Raw genomic sequence first — 20,264 nt, forward strand, 5'->3', positions numbered from 1 at the left:
TCTAAAAAATTACTATTATGAATATAAAATATTTCTTGCCTTTAGCGGTGGCAGTGGTGCTGGGAACAGCTTCCTGCGTAAAGCTGACGGAAGATCCTAAAGGAAACTTAACACCCGGTAATTATTTTGCTACGCAGAAAGACCTGGATGCATCCGTTGCTTCCATTTATCAGAAGCTGAGTGTAGATGGAGCCTGGGGTTTTACAAATAAAATGACTTCCTATTTCGGTGCAGACGACCTCACAACAGATCCGGGTTTGAACAAACAGGATATGCGCGAGTACGACAAGCTGGAAGGCACCAGTACCAATGAGGGTATCAAAGCGCAATGGAACGGCCCCTGGAATGCCATTTACCAGGCTAATAACGTACTGGCAAATTATGAGAAGATACCAGGTACAGACGCCGGTGCGATGGATCTGAAAAATAAATCAGCCGGGCAGGCATACTTCCTTCGGGCACTATGCTATTTCTACCTGGTGAGAACTTTTGGACAGGTACCGCTGGTCGATAAACCTGCTGATATTGCGGTGCTACCACCCAGAGCAGAGGTAAGTGCCGTCTATGAACTTATTGTAAGTGATCTGAAACAAGCCGCTGCTTTATTACCAGACAAATGGACGGGTAGTGCTGACGTAGGACGTGCCAGTGGCCTTGCATCAAGGGCGTTACTGGCACATGTGTATCTAACTATGGCCGGCTGGCCGCTGAACCAGTCAGCCAACTTCGCTTTGGCTGCAACTGAAGCGGATGCGGTGATCAAGGCAAATAAGTTTTCGCTGGTACCGGACTACCTGGAGGTGTTCAAAACAAATAACAACGCAGAAAGCATTTTTAGTATCCAGTTTAATGTGGGTGGGAATGTACCCAACCGTTCCTTCGGTTCTACCTGTGTACCCCTGGAAGAATCAGGACTGGATAATTCCGGTGGCTGGGATGACTTTTATCCTGAAGTTAATTTCTTCCTGAATGCACCCAAGTGTACCCGTACCGATGAAACTTTTTATACCGTTATTAAAAAGCAGAATCCGGATAAAAAAACCTACACTTTATTGCCATGGAATAGCAGCGCAACAAATGCGAAACATCCTTATTACAAAAAGTTCCGTTATGGTGTAGGGGATGGTGTAAAAGAAACAGATACTTCTATTATCACGATTCAACCAAGTACCAATAAAACAACAGATATTATCCGTTATGCAGAGACGCTGCTGATTTATGCTGAAGCATCTGCCATGGCTTCCGGTGCTCCTTCGGCGGCATCCTATGACGCCATAAATGAAGTGAGACACCGCGCAGGCTTGCTTCCGCTGAAAACCGGTTTGTCTGCCGCCGCTTTCCGCGACTCTGTTGTGTATGAGCGCGCTTATGAATTTGCTGGTGAATTCGGACAACGCTGGTTTGATATCGTACGGCTGCAATTGTTGCCAAAAGTGCTGGCAGAACGCAGCAAAACATTGGAGCCAAATGCTATTAATCCAACCTCACTGACCAACCCTGCTCCGAAATATCTTGCTCCGATACCTTTTGGTGATCTGAGCCTGAGCCCGGGATGGACACAAAATCCCAGCTACTAGTTTTTATTTTGATGGACAAATAGTTTAATCATGCCTCCGGGCATGGTTAAACTATTTTGTTCCTCATCACACGCATATTCTTTCGGGATATAAACAATAGTGAATGAAAAAAATAACGTGGAAACTGTGCGGCCCTTTGCTGCTGACACCTTTCTTATTCTTATGCGGTACGATGAAAGTACTGGCCGGCGATACCATTCCCGGCAACAGGCAGAACATTGACCTGATTGACCCTACCATTGGAAATGTAGGGCACCTGCTGGAGCCTACAAGACCTACTGTACAGCTACCCAATCAGCTGATCCGTTTTACACCGCAGCGACAGGATTTCATGGATGACCAGATTTCCAGTTTCCCGCTGACGATCGTATCACACCGGCTCGGACAGGTGTTTTCCATCAAACCATCTATAGAGGCGCCCGGTAAAACAGCCTGGCAATCCAGGATGGCCTATGATCATAACCTGGAAGTGAACAAGCCATGGTATTATTCCACCTGGTTACTGAATGAAGAAATTAATGTAGAATTTACAGCTGGCAAGAAAGCAGGTTATTATCGTTTCCGCTTTCCCGAAGGAGAAAATAAATCGTTGTTATTTGATGTATATAACGATGGCGCCGCCGAATACAATTTTCTGCCAGGTAATGCCATAGCCGGTATGGAAACCTATAACGGCGATATAAAGGTATATATGTATGGGATGTTCAGCCAGGCAGGTATACCCGGCGTGCTGGAAGATGATCAGCTGAGTAGCAAAAAAAGCATTGCTGGTAAAGGTATCAAAGCCTGTATCAGTTTTCCGGCTGCTACCAGGGAAGTAACGTTTAAATACGCGATCAGTTATATCAGTGCAGCACAGGCGAAGAAAAATTATGAAGAAGAGATCAGCAAAAAGAATTTTGAAGCAGTAGTTGCCAGCGGTAAAAAAGCGTGGACCGGTGTCATGTCGCAGATCAATGTGAAAGGTGGTACACCAGCACAGTTACGTTCTTTTTATACGGCCTTGTATCGCTGTTATGAAAGAGCGATAGACATCACGGAAGACGGACAGTATTACAGCGGTTTTGATAAACAGATCCATAAAGATAACCGTCCGTTTTATGTAGATGACTGGTCGTGGGATACTTACCTGGCCCTGCATCCGCTGAGAATGATCCTGAACCCTGCCAGGGAAGAGGATATGTTGGAATCCTACGTACACATGTACGAGCAAAGCGGCTGGCTGCCTACTTTCCCGGTATTGTTCGGTGATCATGCATGTATGAATGGTTTTCATTCTTCTATAGTCATGCTGGATGCATGGAGAAAAGGACTAAAAAACTTTAATATAGAAAAAGCCTACGAGGGCATGCGCAAAAATGCGACCGCCGCTACTATGCTGCCCTGGCGCAATGGCAACAAAACAATACTGGATGATATCTATCACGATAAAGGATATTTTCCTGCATTACATATAGGGGAGAAGGAAACAGTAGCAGCCGTACATCCTTTTGAAAAGAGACAGGCCGTGGCAGTGACACTGGGCGGCAGTTATGACGATTGGGCACTGGCTGAATTAGCTGGTGATCTGCATAAGAAAGATGACCAGCGTTTGTTTGCACCAAGAGGACAGAACTACAAAAATCTCTGGAACGCAGATAAACAATTCTTCCTGCCTAAAGATGATAAGGGCAACTGGATTGACATCAATGTGAAATTTGATGGGGGCACAGGAGGACGTGATTACTATGATGAAAACAACGGCTGGACATACCTCTGGCAGGTACAGCAGGATATTCCCGGTCTGATCAGTTTAATGGGCGGAAAGCAATCCTTTGAAAACAGGTTGGATCAGTTGTTCCGCGAACCGCTGGGGATGTCGCGCTATGAGTTCTGGAATAAATTCCCGGATGCTACCGGCCTGGTAGGTCAGTATTCCATGGGTAACGAACCCAGTTTTCATATTCCATACCTGTACAACTATACCAATGCTCCCTGGAAAACACAGGAGCGCATCCGTTTCCTGCTGGATAGCTGGTTCAAGGATAATATCTTCGGTATTCCCGGTGATGAAGATGGTGGTGGGATGTCTGCTTTTGTTGTCTTTTCTTCTATGGGCTTTTATCCAATCACACCGGGTATTCCGGAGTATACTATTGGTAGCCCGGTGTTTGAAAAAATAAGTATAACACTGCCTGATAAAAAAATATTTACCATCAACGCACATAACTGTTCTGTGGTAAATAAATATATTCAATCTGCCAGGTTCAACGGTCAACCTTTAAATAAACCAACGTTCACCCATCAGCAATTGTTAGACGGAGGAACCCTTGAATTGTTCATGGGACCTAAGCCTAACAAGCACTGGGGTGTTCAATAGAATGATATTGATATCCGTAAAATAATTATAACAGGATGCTGACTTTGTTAGCATCCTATTGTGCATTTTCCGCCAGCTCTATCCTGATTTCACTATCCGGAATATTTTCCGCAACCACCTTTAGTTTTGCGGTGCCTGTTTTGCCTTTAGGCCGCAGAATAATCAGGCAGCTCCCGCGGTAAGTAGTGCAGGTAGGCTGGGTAAAGCTCCGCATATCCTTAGGATCGGCGTTGCCGGTGGCCATCAGTTCCGCATCACCTTCCACGGTGAAGTGAAGCGTTACCGGCTCCGTGATGATCACCCCATTTTCATCTACGATGTCTGCCCGGATATAGGCCAGGTCATTACGGTCCGCCTGGATGATCTGCCGGTCTGCAGTTAATCTTATCCGGCTTGGCTTTCCGGAAGTTTGCAGTATGCTGGAATCTTTTCTAATCCCATTTTCAATACCGGTAACTTTTAATACGCCCGGTTGGTAGGGTACTTTAAAACGAGCTGTGAGACTGGTTTCAGGAGAACAGGATTTTTCTGCAATGATGTTTCCATTCAGCTCTAATCTCACTGTAGGATAACGCGAATAAACGGTTACATCCATCGGTGCGCCTTCCTGTCCTGGCCAGGTCCAGCTTTGTCTTTCATCTGGCCAGCCCCATTTACTCACTACTTCAGTAAGCCCTTTGGGAATAGGGGCATGTACTGCCATGGCTATTTTGCTTCGGTTCCATATCACATCCCTGTAATAAGCCTGTGGTTTCTTTCCGCCAATGAGGTCAATGTCTCCGCAATTGCCGTTGAACCAGGGCCACTCTAATGCGCCACCATCTTTTTCATTGTCCATTACGGTATGACCGATAGCGGTTTCGCCTATATAATCCATCGCTGTCCATACAAAATCACCTGTGATCCAGGGGTATTTCTCCACTGCCTGCCAGTTTTCAAACCGTTGCACCGGGAATGATTCTGTGCCTACGATTACGCGGGAGGGATATTTATCATGATCGCTTACATACGTGGCTAATTGGTAATTATAGCCGGCAACATCCAGTATTTCGAAGGCGGGCGCTGTTTCATCCCAATGCTTTTGTCCTTTGGGGAAATCGCTGAAATCGCAGATGCCAGCTGTTACAGGACGGGTGGTATCCAGTTTTCTGACTTCATCACGCAGTTGTTTTGTCAGCGCCAGTCCGGTGGGATCAGCTCTTTCATTGATTTCATTACCTATGCTCCATAGTAAAACAGAAGGATGATTACGATCACGTAAGATGATAGACCGGAGATCTTTTTGCCAGTAATCATTGAAGTAGAGATGATAGTCCTGTGCATTTTTTTGTCTTTGCCACATATCAAATGCCTCGTCAATGACCAGCAGTCCTATGCTGTCACATGCATCCAGGAATGCTTCCGAAGGCGGATTGTGACTGGTACGCACGGCATTGAATCCATTGGACTTCAGCAGTTGCGCTTTTCTTATTTCGGCCCTGTTGATGGCGGCTGAGCCAATGATGCCGTTGTCATGGTGAACAGAACCACCTTTCAGCAATAATCGTTTTCCATTCAATAAGAAACCTTGTGCGGCATCAAAATGGATGGAGCGTATGCCGAACCTGGTGGTTGTTTGCCCGGTTAACTTTTCGTTGCGGTATAAGGACACTATCGCACTGTACTGCGTAGGACTATCCGGTGACCACAGTTTTGGTTTGGGAATGCGTATTGCCCGTTGAATGGCTACTGTTTCGTTAGATTTTATATTTGAGCCAGCACGCACTTTAGCTACCTGCTTACCATTCGCATCAACAATCGTGATCAGCATTGTGCTGGCAACAGCCTGTTGCAGCGTGTTGGTAACGGAAGCGGTAATGCTGACCACTGCTTCTTTTTCGGTTACCTTCGGTGTAGTAACGAATACGCCCCACTGTGGTATATGTACGGGATCTGTTACGTTTAACCAGGCATTACGATAAATACCTGAGCCGGTGTACCACCTGCTGTTACGTCCTTCGTTCTTTACTTGTACCGCTAATATGTTGGGCTGACCGGCAGGGTTCAGGTAAGGAGACAGGTCATAATGTATCGGCGTATAGCCATAAGCGTGATGACCGAGATAATGACCATTGATCCAGAGATCACTTTGCATATAGATACCGTCGAAGAGAACGGATACTAATTTGCCGTGGTCTGCTTCCGGCAGCACAAATTTTTTCCTGTACCAGCCGTGCCCACCTACCGTATAACCCGTTGAAGTGGCGCCCACGCTTTTACGGTAAAAGGGGCCTATCACATTGTGATCGGACTGATTGGGCAAATCCTCAATGCTCCAGTCGTGTGGTATATCAAGACTACGCCAGTTACGGTCATCAAATCCCGGCTTTTCTGCGCCTGTAGCGTCTCCCAGAAAAAACCGCCATTCACTGTTGAATGGACGGCTCCCTGATGAAACGGATTGCGCTATTACGGGGATGAAAAAAAAACATAAAAGCGTAGTAATATAATAATGCCTGGCGATACGTTTCATAAATCGATCAAATTTTAAGGAATAGGTCAGAAACCAGTATTTTGTTCAATATAAGGATTCTTATCTATCTCTTCCTGTGGTATTGGTAACAGGGTGTATTTCTGTTCAAAAGTCCGGGTTTCAATTAACTGTGTACCATAGGTGAGCGAACCATCTCCATTTTTGGTGATCTTGACGCCATATAACGGCCCCTCACATACTTCTTTGGCAATATTCCACCGGCGTACATCATGGTAGCGCATCTCTTCAAAATTCAATTCTATCTGGCGTTCGTGACGAATTTTTTCGCGCATTTGTATTTTATTAAGTCCGGTTACCAACGGGGGCATATTCACACCCGGACGGGCCCTTACCTGGTTTACATAAATGGCGGCATCGTCTGGTTTACCGCTTTCATTCAATGCTTCGGCATACATCAGCAACAGATCAGCATATCGCAGAATAGGTTGTAGGAAATGTTGGGAAGTAATGCCGTACTCGTAGTAGTTGGTAATGGTTTCATCGATTGCCTTTTTAATATAGTAACCGGTAGATTGATTGCCGCCCACGATATAATCTTTTCCGCCAACATAAAATTGTAGTGGAATACCTTTAAAAGTAGATCCCTGGTGGTATATGGAGGCATCAAAGCGGGGATCACGGTTTTTATAAGGGTCCTGTGGATTGTAAAGGGGGGATTCTGATGGAAGTTTTCCATCGGTCATTTCAAACTGGTCAACCAGGTTTTGTGAGGGCATACCACCTCCCCAGGCGCCACCGCTTTCTGGTGCATTTACCAGTACCCAATCCGGCGCTCCATTTATCTGACGTGGTTCTGTGTTATAGGAAACAATAAACTCGCGGTTATTATCTGATTTATCAAAGAACATTTTTCCATAATCAGGATGGAGTGAATAGGTGTTGAGATCCAGCACCCGCTGTGCCACCTTTGCGGCTTGTTCGTAAGCTGCCTGGTCATTGCTGAGCGAAGCCTTGTACATTAAGGCTCTTACTTCCATTGCAAGAGATGCACCCTTTTCTGCTCTTCCTTTATCTTCACCTTTCCATTCAAGAGGAAGTTCTGCGGATGCTTCTTCAAATTCATTAATAATGAATTGAATGGTTTCTGCGGCGGTATTACGTTTTACTTTGTAGGCAGCGGAATCCTGGAGGGATTGCGGAGCAGTAATAATGGGAACACCCCTGTAGAAACTGTATAATTCAAGATAAAATACAGCTCTGAGAAACCTGCCTTCACCACGGTAACCTTTTTTCACCGGTTCATCAAAAGAGCTGCCTTCCACACCTTCGAGGAAGGTGTTAGCCTGCCGGATTTTTTCATAATTCATCGCCCACTGACCTCCCAGGTTATATTCCATACTTCCGGCACCTGCATTATAGTTGTTTCCGCGCAAATTGGTGAAAAGCAATCCACCAAAGGAATGCGCGGCATCCCGTGTATTCATGTCAAAGATAACACCACCGCCACGACCCAGGTATTGTGGGAGTAATCCGTAGATAGTTAGCAGGTTGGCTTTTGCCAGTTCCGGTTTGGAAAATACGGATGCTGCCGTGATGGCATTGAGCGGCGCAGTATCCAGGAATTTTGATTTTTCGCAGCCCTGCATGAATGTGCCGGCTATTAAAATGGTGAGTATGCTGAAATATTTATAGTTCATTGCTGGTAGTTTTAAATTCAGGTAATACATGCATTAGAAAGTAACCTGTACGCCTCCGTTGAAAATAATTTGCTGCGGATAGTAATGCCCCATGTTATTGGTGTTTTCCGGATCCACTTCTTTGAATTTGGAGAAGGTGAGCAGGTTAGCGCCATTCACATATACCCTGATTTGTCTGGCCCTGATACGGGATGCGATGGAATTGGAAACGTTATAGGCAATCTGCAGATTTTTGAGCCGGAGATAACTCATGTCATATAGCCAGAAGCTGGACACATTATCATAGTTCCAGGATGAACTGGTGAGTATCCGCGGATAGGCGGCATTGGTGTTTTCCGGCGTCCAGTAGTCTTCGTGTACTTTCAGCGCATTACCGGCGCCATTAAAAGGTTTGGCCATCCAGTTATTAAAATACTGCTGGTTACCAGTTCCTGCCTGCCAGAACATAGCTGCTTCAAAGTTGCCAAAGTTGACGGTTGTTTGCCAGCCAAAGATATTTATTGGCAGGTTATTACTGCCGATATAAGTAACGTCATCTCCGTTGATAAATCCATCGCCATTAAGGTCTTCGTATCTGATATCACCGGGTTTAACAAACGGATAATTGTTGCCGTATGCTTTGGTAATTTCGTCTGGTGATTGGAAATAACCATTTGCCTTATACCCATATACCGGGTTGAGTGGTCTGCCGGCTTGCATAATGCGTTGTTCCTTCGATGCTGGTTCGCCAATATCCATCACCGTATTCTTTGCATGTGTAATGCTAAACCTGCTTTGAATATTCAGCTTACTGTTGAACCGTTTATTATAACCCAGTACAATTTCGAATCCTTTATTATCAACCTGCTGAAAATTTTCATAGGGAAGAACATTGGCCGGTGTGCCCATGGTAGCGGGGATAGTGGCGCTTCTTTGTCCGAGGATGTTTCTTCTCTTCTCTATAAAATAATCAGCTTCAATAGATATATCATTTAAAACAGTGGCTTCAAAACCGATATTCGTTTTCTTGGCGGTTTCCCAGGTTACATCCGGGTTGGCCAGTCTGCTCAGCAGAATATTGTTTTGAAAACTACCTGCGGTACCCATTGCCACACCAGGTCCGAAACCATAGAAAGACAGGTATTGATAAGAGCCGATCTGATCGTTCCCCAGCTCACCGTAAGATGCCCTGAGCTTCAGGTAATTGATAGCACGGATGTCTTGCAGGAATGCTTCATTAGATACGACCCATCCCGCAGAAACAGCGGGGAAGAAGCCGAATCGTTTTCCTTCCGCAAATAGTGTTGACCCATCGCGGCGGAAACTGAACTCCATCAGGTATCGCTGGTCATACTGGTAACTAAGTCTTCCTACCAGACTTTGCCGACGGTATTGGGTAGCGTCACCGGTGGTAGTCTGGTTTACGGTTCCACCTGCATTGATGATTTGTAACTGGTCTGACAGGTAATCTTTACGGGTAACGGACAAGTCATTAAACCATTCGGCCTGCTGTGAATAAAGCAACAACGCATTAATGCCATGACGACCGAAATCCCTGTTATAGATACCATGCAATTCCAGTAAAGTATTCTGACCTGTTCCCCTGTATTCGAGCAGTGACGGTTTATCCATGCCCGTTAGTTGGTCATACCGGATATCATTATTATCCTGTACGGCAACAAATGTTTCCACCGGTAATAACCAGGTTTTGGTATGTGTAGGTTTATTATCGTAAGCTGCTATTCCTTTTAAGGAAAGCCCTTTCACGAAAGGAATATCCTGGGAAATTTGCAGACGGGTAAGCAATCCATCTGTTTCATCGTTCTGGTACCCGCTTTCGTAAGCAGCTGCCCATCCATTCCTGTTATTAGCCGCAGGGCCCCAAAGACCGTTGGGATATTTTCCTGCATAAACGGAAGCCGCGCGATTGATGTTTTCAAAAATATAACTATAGTCCTGACCAGGGTTACTGGCTTTTCCCATGTACCCGGAAATATCGAATCCTATGCGGGTGGTATTGGTCGCTTTAATGTCTACATTGGATCTGAAGTTATATCGCTTGAAACCGAAGTTGGAATTGCCGCCGCTGTTCAACAGGTTTTCCTGGTTCAGGTAATTAAAGGAAACGTAGTAATTCGCTTTATCTGTTCCACCTGTAACCGTGAGGTTGTGTTGCTGCGTAGGCGCAGAACCTCTCAGCACACTAAGCCAGTCAGTGTTGGGATAGAATATCGGATCAGAGCCATCACGGTATTTCTGAATGGCTTCATCTGTATATAGTTTGGGTCTGCCTTCATTTACCAGCGCCGTATTATACAGGGTAGCATATTCTGCTGCATCTACATATTCAGGCAGACGTGTCGCTTTTTGAATGCCGTAATTGAAAGCATAACTTAAGGATAGTTTGCCTTCCTTACCACGTTTGGTGGTGATCACAATTACACCGTTTGCGCCCCTGGCGCCGTATACGGCCGCTGCGGAAGCATCTTTCAGTACAGAAATGCTTTCTATTTCGGAAGCAGACAAGCGGTTAAAATCTGTCGCACTTCTGGGAACACCATCAATCACATACAGCGGATTGGTATTGCCGGTAGTAGCAACACCGCGCACATAGATCATAGTTTGATCGTTTCCCGGTGTGCCCTGGGGCTGGATGGCGGTAACACCGCTTACTCTTCCCGCCAGCATGTTGCTGACGTTGGGGCTGGGTGATTGCGATAACTCGGTGAAGTTGACGGAAGAAATAGCGGCCGTTACATTCCCTTTCTTTTGTGTACCATAACCTATCACCACAATACCGGAAAGCATCCTGTTCGTAGGCGTCATCTTAATGACAACGGAATAGGTGTCGTTGGGCTTTAAGGTAATACCCGGCAATTGTTGGGGATCATATCCTACACTGGAAAACTTCAATATATAATTCTTTCCGGCGGCTAATCCGGAGAAGCGGAATACGCCCATGCTGTCTGTTTGTGAACCGGCAGAAAAATCACTTTTTTCGTTTTCTATGATCACCGTAACATTGGGCATAGCTTCATCCAGGTTGTTCCTGACAATCCCGGTAATTTCTGCCCGGTTCTCCTGGGCAAGTACCGATAGCGGGAGGAAAAGTGATAGCAAGAGTAAGCAGGAAAGGATCTTCCTGCCAGGCAGTGTAGCAATTTTCATTTGATTTGTTTTTTTTAGCGCAAAGAATCGCCATCATTGCCTGAGCAATGCTTCGACCATAAGGCGCAATGTGGAATGGATCAGTGGATCTTTTTGATGATATATCTGCCGGATTGGTTGCTGACCGACAATTGATTTAATAAAGCGATGTCATTAATTATCTTATTTAGCGAATCGTTCTTATTTAACTTACCTGTGAAGTACCTGTTCTTTAGTTCGGCAGGCACATAATAGATCTCTACGTTATAATAATCACTCAACTGGTCAAATACCTGGCTGATGGACATGCCGTTAAACATATACCAGTCCGGTTGTTTCGTGCCGCTATTGCCGGAAGATGCTACCGCACGGCCTATACTGTGCACACCTTTCATCCTGTTGATACTGGCTGTCATAACGGTTCTGTCATACAGTAATTCTTCTCCGGGATTCAGGTAAAAGGAACTTGTTTTTTTGTCCTGTTGCAGCGCCGATGTGTTGACCATCACTTTCCCGGTATGCAACTGAACACGTATCGTATTTTCGGCCTGCCTGCAACTGATGGTAAAAGAGGTTCCTAACGCGGTGGTAGTAATGTTATCACTATGAACAATAAACGGTCTGGCTTTATCCTTTGATACCTTGAACAATGCTTCCCCGGAAAGATATACGTCTCTTTCTGCTGCCTGAATAAATGCTTTTTTATACCTGATAGTGCTTTGTGGTGACAGTTCTACCGTAGACCCGTCTGCTAATGCCACAAGTTGCACCGAATTTGTATTATTGGAAGATAAAATATACTGCTCTTCAGCGTCGCGCGGTGCTGTACTTTCTGCAACAGGATCATTTATAGTATTGTTCCGTCCCAGGAAATACCAGCCCGCACCGATTGTACCGGCAATTATAACGGCAGCGGCTATCCGCCGGAAAACGTTGATTCCTACTATTTTCCCACGCTTCTTTAACACGATGCTGGTAATACGGTCCGCAGCAGCCGCAGGGATGTTATCCGTGCTTTTAAAATTTATCCACTCTTCTTCCGGCAGATATTTTTCCAACTCTTCCGGATGTGCTTCAAAATGTTTAATAACAAGCGTTTTCTCCTCCTCTGTACACGCATTCTGCAAAAAAAGCGTTATCAATTCCCTTGTTATCATTGTGAGAATGGGTGTTTGATTAGTAATACGTTTGAAAAGGCTGATACCCTAAGTCCGATAAAAAAAAATTTAAAAATAGAGACAGATCCACAGGGGCAGCAGGGCAATATGATTTCTCAGGTACTTAATCGCCTGTGTGATATGGTACTCCACCGCTTTTACGGAAATGGACAATTCTGCTGCAATCTCCCTGGCGCTCATCCCTTTAAAACGACTCATCTCAAAAACTTTTTTCCTCACCGGTGGCATTTTCTGCAATACCTGCACCAGCTGACTGTTCAATTCCTTTTCATGAAGTCCGCCCCATATTTCATCACCGGCAGAAATATCATATATGGGTAAAGCCACGGTAGTCTTCTTTCTTAGCTGATCTATCATGGTGGTTCTTGCAATACGGAAAAGCTGGATGGAGATGGAAAGTTCTTCCGATAAAGAGGCACGGTATTGCCATAGTTTGATAAACGTAAGCTGGGTGCACTCTTCAGCTATATAGCGGGAGTTGGTTTTATGAAGTACATAGAGGTACAATTTTTCGTAGTACTCCTGGAAAACAGTTTCAAAGATGACACGATCACCCTGACGTATAGCAATAACTGTATTCAATGTAACAATCAGTTTATTAAATCAGGTAAAGGGGAAAGATTATATAAATATATAAATTTTTACCGCATGGTACAGAAAAATCAGCTCTCGGATCTTCCGGCTCTTTTACCGTTTATCCATTTTACCTGTTATCCATGAATGCTGATTGCTAAAATTCTGCGGTTAATTATTACATTTGTTTTTAACTTAATCAAGACAACTTTGTTCGGGGATGTGCCAGCATATGAGGAGCGGCTATTAGTTGAGATGGTCCGTAAGGGAGACCAGGCTGCGTTTGCGGAGATTTATCATAAATATGCAGCAGAACTTTTTCAATACGCAGGTAAAGTATTAAAAGACAGTACCGCGGCGGAAGATATTGTGCAGGAATTATTTGCAGGATTATGGAAATCACGGGAACAGTTACATATTCATACTTCTTTGCGCGCATATATTTATGCGGCCAACCGTAACCTGTTATTAAAAGTTATCCGCAAGCGGGAAAAGGAATCCCACTTATTTAACCAACTCGAATACAGGGTCACTTATGCTCCGGACCCCGAAAACCTGCTACACAACAAAGAACTAGGTATACGCATATCCTTACTTGCTGCTGGTCTGCCAGATAAATGCAGGGAGATATACCGGTTGAGCAGAGAGCAACATCTTTCCAACAAAGAAATTTCAGCCAGGTTAGGCATCACAGAAAAAACGGTGGAGAACCAGCTCACCATTGCATTGCGTAAACTCCGCAAGGGCATGGGATACGTGTTGGTTGTTTTTCTCCATCTCCTGCCGGTATAAATCACCATTCATCAACATATTGCTGCCAGGGAAATACAGCTAACCCGTTTAAAATAACATTATTAATTAAAATATATGAAAGATGTTTGGGGGATACGACCCTAACGCAGCTCTATATCATGGTGAAGCATGGATGGATTAATCGACTACTTTAATTATCATGAGTGGAAAAACAGGCATTTCTACATTTAATAGATAAATATCTCGCAGGGGAAGCATCTGCTGCTGAACAGCAGCTATTAGAGAATTATCTGGCTAGTTTCCAGCAGGAGGAAGGATTGGATGAAAGTGATCAAGCCGGCAGGTTGCAGCTGATATTGGAAAAGGTGATGGCGGGAGAAGAAAAAGTAATGTCGGCAGCACCGGTTCGTGGCCGTATCGTGATGATGAAAATGCTGCGGTATGCAGCTATGGTAATAGTGCTGGCAGGCGCTGTGTTGTGGTATTTTACAACGCGGGAGCATAAGCCGGCAGTAGTAGTTGCCGGGCAGACCTTGATCCAGCCTGGTAGTGACGGCGCCACGCTTACATTGGAAGATGGCAGCACAGTGCAACTGGATAGTGCCGTCAATAAAGGGTTACAGGTTATACAGGCCGGTAGTAACGTAGTGGCTAAAAATGGAATGCTGCTATATGAGCATCATGATAAGATAACCGAAACCAGGATAAGCTTTAATACGTTGCGTACAACAAAAGGTAAGCAATTCAAGTTGCAGCTGCCGGATGGCTCGGTGGTGAAATTAAATGCGGCTTCGTCTATCCGCTTCCCCACCAGCTTTGAAGCAAATGAAAGGAGCGTAACGGTAGAAGGAGAGGCTTATTTCGAGGTAGCCCCCGATGCATCAAAACCTTTTATAGTAGTTACCCGCAACCATCACGAGATAAAGGTGCTCGGTACCGAATTTAACCTGAACGCATATGATGACGAACCATTTGTGCGTACAACCTTGGTGAAAGGAAAAGTACTTGTATACAACAATACGCCGGGAAGCGCGGCGCCGGTGGTGTTATTGCCCGGGCAGGAAACACGTGCTACCGATGGGAAAATTGTCATTTACGAAGCCGGGGAAATGAATGAGGCAACGGCCTGGTTAAATAATAAATTTAGTTTTAGTAAAGCAGATATTAAAACAGTGATGCGCCAGGTGGCCCGCTGGTACGATATAGAGGTGGCCTATGACGGAGATGTAGCCGCTACTTTTTCAGGTAGTTTTTACCGGGCAGATAATATCGACGACTTGTTAAAGATCATTGCCTATTCTTCCAATGTAGCTTTTAAATGGGAGGGCAGAACATTGCATATAATGCCGCTAACGAAGTAAATATTTTATAACGAATTAAATCAGCAACAATGAAAAAGGGGGATACACCTCATCTGATCATGTAAATACAACTGCCGTTTGAACCACTTACGGTTCCCTTTTCTCAAAAAAAAAGCGGAGATGCTTGGAACATCACCGCCGGAATGATTGAGAAGAGGTAAAAACCTGAATCCGATTTTTTGATCTGTCAACCAAACTAATTAAAAGTATGACTTTACTTTTAAAGGGCCAACTATTGTCTGCATTATCAACCAAAACCAGGCTTGATAAAGCTGTCCGCCTTACACGGTATACCCGTTCAGGCATTTTAAAGCGATTAATGATGAAGGTGAAACTGATAATGGTTTTACTACTGGCGCTACTCATGGATGTCAATGCCATGGCACAGAAGGTAACCATTCACGCGAAGAACGCAACGATTACAGCTGTTTTTGATGAAATCACCCGCCAAACCGGATACGTATTCTTCTATAATGATGAATTAATGAAGAAACAAGGGAACATCACGATGGATGTGCGCAATGAAGCGTTAGACGTTGTGCTGAAGAAACATTTCCCGGACCGGCACCTCAACTTTTTAGTATCGGACAAAAGCATTGCCGTAAAAGTGGAACAACCGCGTGCGGATACCGTCCGTAATAATGTGCGCACGGTGCTGATGCAGGGTAAAGTGATGGATGCCACTACCGGACAACCATTAATAGGGGTGAGTATTTTTGTGAAAGGACAAAAGGGCGGCTCTGTTTCAAACGACAAAGGCGTTTTCAGCATCTTTGCCGAAAAAGGCGCTACACTGATCTTCTCTATCCTGGGATATGACCAGGTGGTGGTAGAGATTTCACCGGTAAATGATTATGTGGTGCGCATGAAACCTGCTGTTGCAAGATTGGATGAAGTAGTGATTACCACGGGGATCTATACACGAAGAAAAGATAGTTACACCGGATCGGTAGTCACCATTTCCAACCAGGAACTAAAGAAAGCGGGCAATGGCAATGTGTTCCAGTCATTACGGAATATTGCCCCGGCCATGTTTATCGATAATTTCCAACTGGGTTCTTCTCCGAATGCATTGCCCAATATGCAATTGCGCGGCACCTCTACAATGGGTGACCTTTCCGGTGCAGCAGCTTCTCTAAAAGGTAATTATATCAAAAGCCCTAATGAACCCCTGTTTATCCTGGATGGTTTTGAAGCTACTCTGGAAAGGATCTTTGACCTTGATATGAACCGTATTGAGAGCGTTACCATCTTAAAAGATGCAGCATCAAAGGCCATTTATGGTTCCCGTGCAGCAAATGGTGTGATTGTATTGGAAACCAAGAAAACTACGTTGGGGAAGGCACTGGTAAGTTACAATGCCAGTATAGATATAGAATTGCCCGACCTGAGCAGTTATAACCTTACCAACGCATTGGAAAAACTGGAAGCAGAAAGGATCGATGGTATGTATATCGCCGGAACCGCAACGGAAAATATCCAACTGCAACGGTTATACGAATCCCGGAGAAAACTGGCGATGGAAGGTTTGAATACGGACTGGATCGCGAAGCCGCTAAGGAATGGAGTGGGGCAGAAGCATACTATTGGTGTGGAACTGGGTGGTAATGATCTCCGCCTGATGGCCGATATTTCTTACCGCGATGTACAGGGCGCGATGATAGGTTCCGGCCGTAAGAATATCACCGCAAATATGAATGGCTCTTATCGCGTAAAGAATTTCCTGTTCAGGAATATTATGAGCATCAATAGCAACTCCACCAAAGAGTCGCCCTACGGTAAGTTTGAAGAATATGTGAAAATGAATCCTTATTGGAGAGCTGAAAATGCGGACGGTAATATCCCATACCTCTCTGAGACGGGGCCTAATGGTGAGCACTATACGAATCCGATGTATAATGCCACCATCAATACAAATATTACGACGGACTATCTCAATTTCATAGATAACTTTTACCTGGAATGGACCGTGTTGCCCGGATTGAAAGCGGTAGCCAGGGCTGGCGTAGATGTTAAAAGCAGTGGGGCAGATGAATTCTACCCGGCATCACATACCATGTTCGATTCCTATTCAACGGACGAAATGATAAAACGCAAAGGGCTTTACAGAATCAATAATGGTAAAAGCACATTTCTCTCCGGTGATTTCAATATGAATTATTCAAAGAATGTAGATAGACATACTTTCTTCGCAAACGTAGGGTTCAATGCCAGTGAAAAGAAGTATTCGGAAGTCATGCATTCGGCAGAAGGTTTTTCGAGTGACAAGATGGACAATATCCTCTTCGCCCGGGCATACTTGCTGGATAGCAAGCCAACGGGTATTGACGGACTGTCAAGAGAAATGGGCTTCCTGGGCGCTTTCTCCTACATGTATGATAGCCGGTTCATGACCGATCTTACTTACCGCCGTAGTGCCAGTTCACTCTTTGGATCAGAAAACAAATGGGGTGATTTCTGGAGTTTGGGTGTTGGCTGGAATCTGCATCACGAACAATTCATGCAGGCGTTCAATTGGTTTGACCAATTTAAAATACGGGCCTCTGTTGGTGCTACCGGTAACCCCAACTTCCGGATGAACGCAGCGGTACCTACCTATGCCTACTTCCTGGAATCCTTCTACCAGGGCTTCCCCGGTTCATATTTAACGAACCTGGCCAACAATACATTGCAATGGGAAACAAAACTGGATTATAACGTCGGCGCCGATATCAGGATAAAACGCCTGAACCTCCGCTTCGATTACTACCAGGGCTTTACTGAAAACCTGGTTACCAATATTACCATGCCAACATCAACCGGTTTTAATACCCTTGTTGAAAACCTCGGTAAGGTAAAGAACGAAGGGGTGGAGCTGAATGCCAACTACCTCCTGTATCAGAAAGGCCGTGATTTTGTGAGTGTTAATTTCGGTATCGAGACAAATAAAAACCGCATTATCAGGTTATCGAATGCGATGAAGGCCTATAACGATAATATGGATAAACTCGCCGCTGATCGTGCTAACGGAACACCTGTGAAGAAGTATGTGGATGGAATGTCGATGAATGCTATATGGGCGGTGCCTTCTCTTGGCATTGATCCGGCTACCGGGAATGAAATTTATCTGAAGAAAGATGGTTCCACCACTTATACCTGGGACCCTGCGGATATGATAGTAGCAGGAAATTCATTGCCTGCATACCAGGGTACTTTTGGGGTAAGTGCTGAATACAAACGGATTGGCGCATCCTTTACCGGCCGTTATTTAGGGGGTGGTGATCTGTATAATTATACACTGGTAAACCGGGTGGAAAATGTAGATATGAACTACAACGTAGACCGCAGGGTACTTACCGGCAGGTGGTTATATCCCGGCCAGGTAGTGCAGTTCAAACGGCTTGGTAATTTCGACCGCCCTAATGAAAACGGCTCTACCACCCCGGAACATGAAATCACCAGGGCTACCACCAGGTTTGTACAGCGAAGAGAGGAATTGCAAATCGGTGCGGTAAACGTTTATTACTATTTAAGCGAAAAAACAGCCAGGAGAATCGGTATGCAACAATTTAAGGTGGCGGTTAACATGAACGAACTCGGTACATTTTCTACCATCCGCTTAGAGCGGGGTACAGATTATCCGTTTTCAAAAACCTTTTCATTCTCCCTTTCTGCCACACTTTAAACGTTAAGACATGTTTATCAGATCAATATATTTTTTCAGGCAATTATTAACACTATGTGGTATCATAGTATTGTTTGCTTCCTGCAAAAAGGGATGGCTGAATGAAACGCCTTCTTCCCAGATTCCCTCCGAAGTACAATTTTCCACTGAAGGAGGATTCCGTGACGCGCTCATGGGCGTATACATTGGAATGAGTAAACCTTCAGGTTATGCTAAAGATATGAGCTGGCATCTCATGGATCGCCTGGCCATATTGTACGCGCCATATACCAGTACAACGCCGTACATAGATTTTCAGGACTTCAATTATACCTCCGTACGTTCAAGGCCGATTGTAGATGGTATGTGGGATGTGTGTTACAATAATATCGCCAACATCAACAATGCGCTGACGAATATTGAGATAAAGAAAAGTATACTGGACCCTATTAACTACAATATCATCAAAGGTGAGCTACTGGCATTACGTGCCTATATTCACTTTGATCTGATACGGATTTATGGGCATGGTAATTTTTCCGGCAGACCGGAACTGGCATCGCGCCTGGCTATCCCATACGCGACCGTTTATGGAAAAGATGATCCGCCGCAACTTACTTACACGGCCACTTTTCAGTTGATGGAAGCCGATATTGATATGGCCATTGATTTGCTGCGCAAAGATGATCCTGTTTATACAGCGGCACAGCATCCCGCTGGTTATTACGACAGGGTGAATATAAATGGGTTCTATAATAACCGCACCCTCCGGATGAACTACTACGCTGCGCTGGCATTAAAAGCCAGGGTATTATCCTGGGAAGGTGCGAGTGCCCGGAAAGTGGTTGCCCGTGATATTGCCAATGAAATTATCAGTAACGCACCTGCACACCTCATTACTGCTGCTTCTTCCACTAACAAGGTGTTGATGGGCGAAGACCTGTTCTCACTCAATATACAGGGCTTTTCATTGATCACGGATCTTCTCCTGAATGCTTCCAATGCCACCAACTACAACGCGGTGTTTTTGGCGCAGGCGGCTGCCGAAGAGTTGTATGAAACGGATAACCCGGATATTGGCCTGGCCGATTTCCGCTATAACACCCTTACTGAATTGCAGGTCAGGGGTAGAGTGCCTGTAAAATTACGCCAGGAGGGCAACGATTACATATCAAAAAACAGGATGCCACTCATACGTATACCTGAATTGTATTACATCGCTGCAGAAGATTATATCGATACGGATCTGGCAAAGGCCATTCAATATTTAAATATTGTAAGGCAGGCCCGTGGAATCTTACAGGACATCAGTGCAGGAAGCGATAAGCAAACAGTAAAAGACGAACTGACCAAAGAATACAGGAAAGAATTCCTTTCTGAAGGACAGCTGTTTTTCTACTATAAACGTCTCGGCTTTACCACCTATCCGGGATTAGCGGCCGACAGGGTAGCCAACGACGCCTTATATGTGTTGCCGTATCCGGCAAATGAAATTGAATTTGGTGGCCGTATTCAATAAAATAT

The 20,264-nt window shown here is 44.9% G+C and carries 11 protein-coding genes; 6 read left to right on the plus strand and 5 right to left on the minus strand.

The window, feature by feature from the left end:
- Nucleotides 1-17 precede the first annotated feature (17 nt).
- The gene (locus tag ABQ275_RS08395; RefSeq protein WP_349317837.1) at nt 18-1,577 is read left to right on the plus strand and encodes a RagB/SusD family nutrient uptake outer membrane protein; all 1,560 of its coding nucleotides are present in this window, start codon (nt 18-20) and stop codon (nt 1,575-1,577) included.
- A 103-nt stretch (nt 1,578-1,680) separates the two neighbouring features.
- The gene (locus ABQ275_RS08400) at nt 1,681-3,936 is read left to right on the plus strand and encodes a GH92 family glycosyl hydrolase (protein ID WP_349317838.1); all 2,256 of its coding nucleotides are present in this window, start codon (nt 1,681-1,683) and stop codon (nt 3,934-3,936) included.
- A gap of 55 nt (nt 3,937-3,991) precedes the next feature.
- On the opposite strand, the gene ABQ275_RS08405 is transcribed toward ABQ275_RS08400, so the two are convergent.
- The 5 genes from ABQ275_RS08405 to ABQ275_RS08425 all read right to left on the minus strand — a co-directional run bounded on the left by ABQ275_RS08405 (nt 3,992) and on the right by ABQ275_RS08425 (nt 12,992).
- Nucleotides 3,992-6,448, minus strand: a complete 2,457-nt coding sequence (locus tag ABQ275_RS08405; protein WP_349317839.1) for a glycoside hydrolase family 2 TIM barrel-domain containing protein — start codon at nt 6,446-6,448, stop codon at nt 3,992-3,994.
- A gap of 26 nt (nt 6,449-6,474) precedes the next feature.
- Nucleotides 6,475-8,106, minus strand: a complete 1,632-nt coding sequence (locus tag ABQ275_RS08410; protein ID WP_349317840.1) for a RagB/SusD family nutrient uptake outer membrane protein — start codon at nt 8,104-8,106, stop codon at nt 6,475-6,477.
- Nucleotides 8,107-8,139: 33 nt separating this feature from the next.
- Nucleotides 8,140-11,253 (minus strand): TonB-dependent receptor, encoded by a 3,114-nt coding sequence (locus ABQ275_RS08415; RefSeq protein ID WP_349317841.1) that lies wholly within the window; start codon nt 11,251-11,253, stop codon nt 8,140-8,142.
- An 80-nt stretch (nt 11,254-11,333) separates the two neighbouring features.
- The gene (locus tag ABQ275_RS08420) at nt 11,334-12,389 is read right to left on the minus strand and encodes a FecR domain-containing protein (RefSeq protein WP_349317842.1); all 1,056 of its coding nucleotides are present in this window, start codon (nt 12,387-12,389) and stop codon (nt 11,334-11,336) included.
- Between the two features lie 69 nt (nt 12,390-12,458).
- Nucleotides 12,459-12,992 carry a sigma-70 family RNA polymerase sigma factor gene (locus ABQ275_RS08425; protein ID WP_349317843.1) on the minus strand — a complete coding sequence of 178 codons (534 nt, stop codon included), beginning with the start codon at nt 12,990-12,992 and terminating at the stop codon, nt 12,459-12,461.
- Nucleotides 12,993-13,238: 246 nt separating this feature from the next.
- On the opposite strand from ABQ275_RS08425, the gene ABQ275_RS08430 reads away from it, so the two are divergent.
- The 4 genes from ABQ275_RS08430 to ABQ275_RS08445 all read left to right on the plus strand — a co-directional run bounded on the left by ABQ275_RS08430 (nt 13,239) and on the right by ABQ275_RS08445 (nt 20,259).
- Nucleotides 13,239-13,775 (plus strand): RNA polymerase sigma-70 factor, encoded by a 537-nt coding sequence (locus ABQ275_RS08430; RefSeq protein ID WP_349317844.1) that lies wholly within the window; start codon nt 13,239-13,241, stop codon nt 13,773-13,775.
- Between the two features lie 164 nt (nt 13,776-13,939).
- Nucleotides 13,940-15,097 (plus strand): FecR domain-containing protein, encoded by a 1,158-nt coding sequence (locus tag ABQ275_RS08435; protein WP_349317845.1) that lies wholly within the window; start codon nt 13,940-13,942, stop codon nt 15,095-15,097.
- A 208-nt stretch (nt 15,098-15,305) separates the two neighbouring features.
- Complete coding sequence (locus ABQ275_RS08440; protein WP_349317846.1) at nt 15,306-18,761, plus strand: SusC/RagA family TonB-linked outer membrane protein; 3,456 nt, start codon at nt 15,306-15,308, stop codon at nt 18,759-18,761.
- Nucleotides 18,762-18,771: 10 nt separating this feature from the next.
- Nucleotides 18,772-20,259, plus strand: coding sequence for a RagB/SusD family nutrient uptake outer membrane protein (locus tag ABQ275_RS08445; protein ID WP_349317847.1), 1,488 nt, complete (start codon nt 18,772-18,774; stop codon nt 20,257-20,259).
- The last annotated feature ends 5 nt before the right edge of the window (nt 20,260-20,264 follow it).

The sequence above is a fragment of the Chitinophaga sp. MM2321 genome (genome assembly GCF_964033635.1).
In the GTDB taxonomy this organism is placed as follows: Bacteria; Bacteroidota; Bacteroidia; order Chitinophagales; family Chitinophagaceae; genus Chitinophaga.

Bases quoted from the DNA above. Each gene is read 5' to 3' on its own strand.
- ABQ275_RS08395 (WP_349317837.1), top strand. From the start codon at position 18: ATGAATATAAAATATTTCTTGCCTTTAGCGGTGGCAGTGGTGCTGGGA.
- ABQ275_RS08400 (WP_349317838.1), top strand. From the start codon at position 1,681: ATGAAAAAAATAACGTGGAAACTGTGCGGCCCTTTGCTGCTGACACCT.
- ABQ275_RS08405 (WP_349317839.1), bottom strand. From the start codon at position 6,448: ATGAAACGTATCGCCAGGCATTATTATATTACTACGCTTTTATGTTTT.
- ABQ275_RS08410 (WP_349317840.1), bottom strand. From the start codon at position 8,106: ATGAACTATAAATATTTCAGCATACTCACCATTTTAATAGCCGGCACA.
- ABQ275_RS08415 (WP_349317841.1), bottom strand. From the start codon at position 11,253: ATGAAAATTGCTACACTGCCTGGCAGGAAGATCCTTTCCTGCTTACTC.
- ABQ275_RS08420 (WP_349317842.1), bottom strand. From the start codon at position 12,389: ATGATAACAAGGGAATTGATAACGCTTTTTTTGCAGAATGCGTGTACA.
- ABQ275_RS08430 (WP_349317844.1), top strand. From the start codon at position 13,239: ATGGTCCGTAAGGGAGACCAGGCTGCGTTTGCGGAGATTTATCATAAA.
- ABQ275_RS08440 (WP_349317846.1), top strand. From the start codon at position 15,306: ATGACTTTACTTTTAAAGGGCCAACTATTGTCTGCATTATCAACCAAA.
- ABQ275_RS08445 (WP_349317847.1), top strand. From the start codon at position 18,772: ATGTTTATCAGATCAATATATTTTTTCAGGCAATTATTAACACTATGT.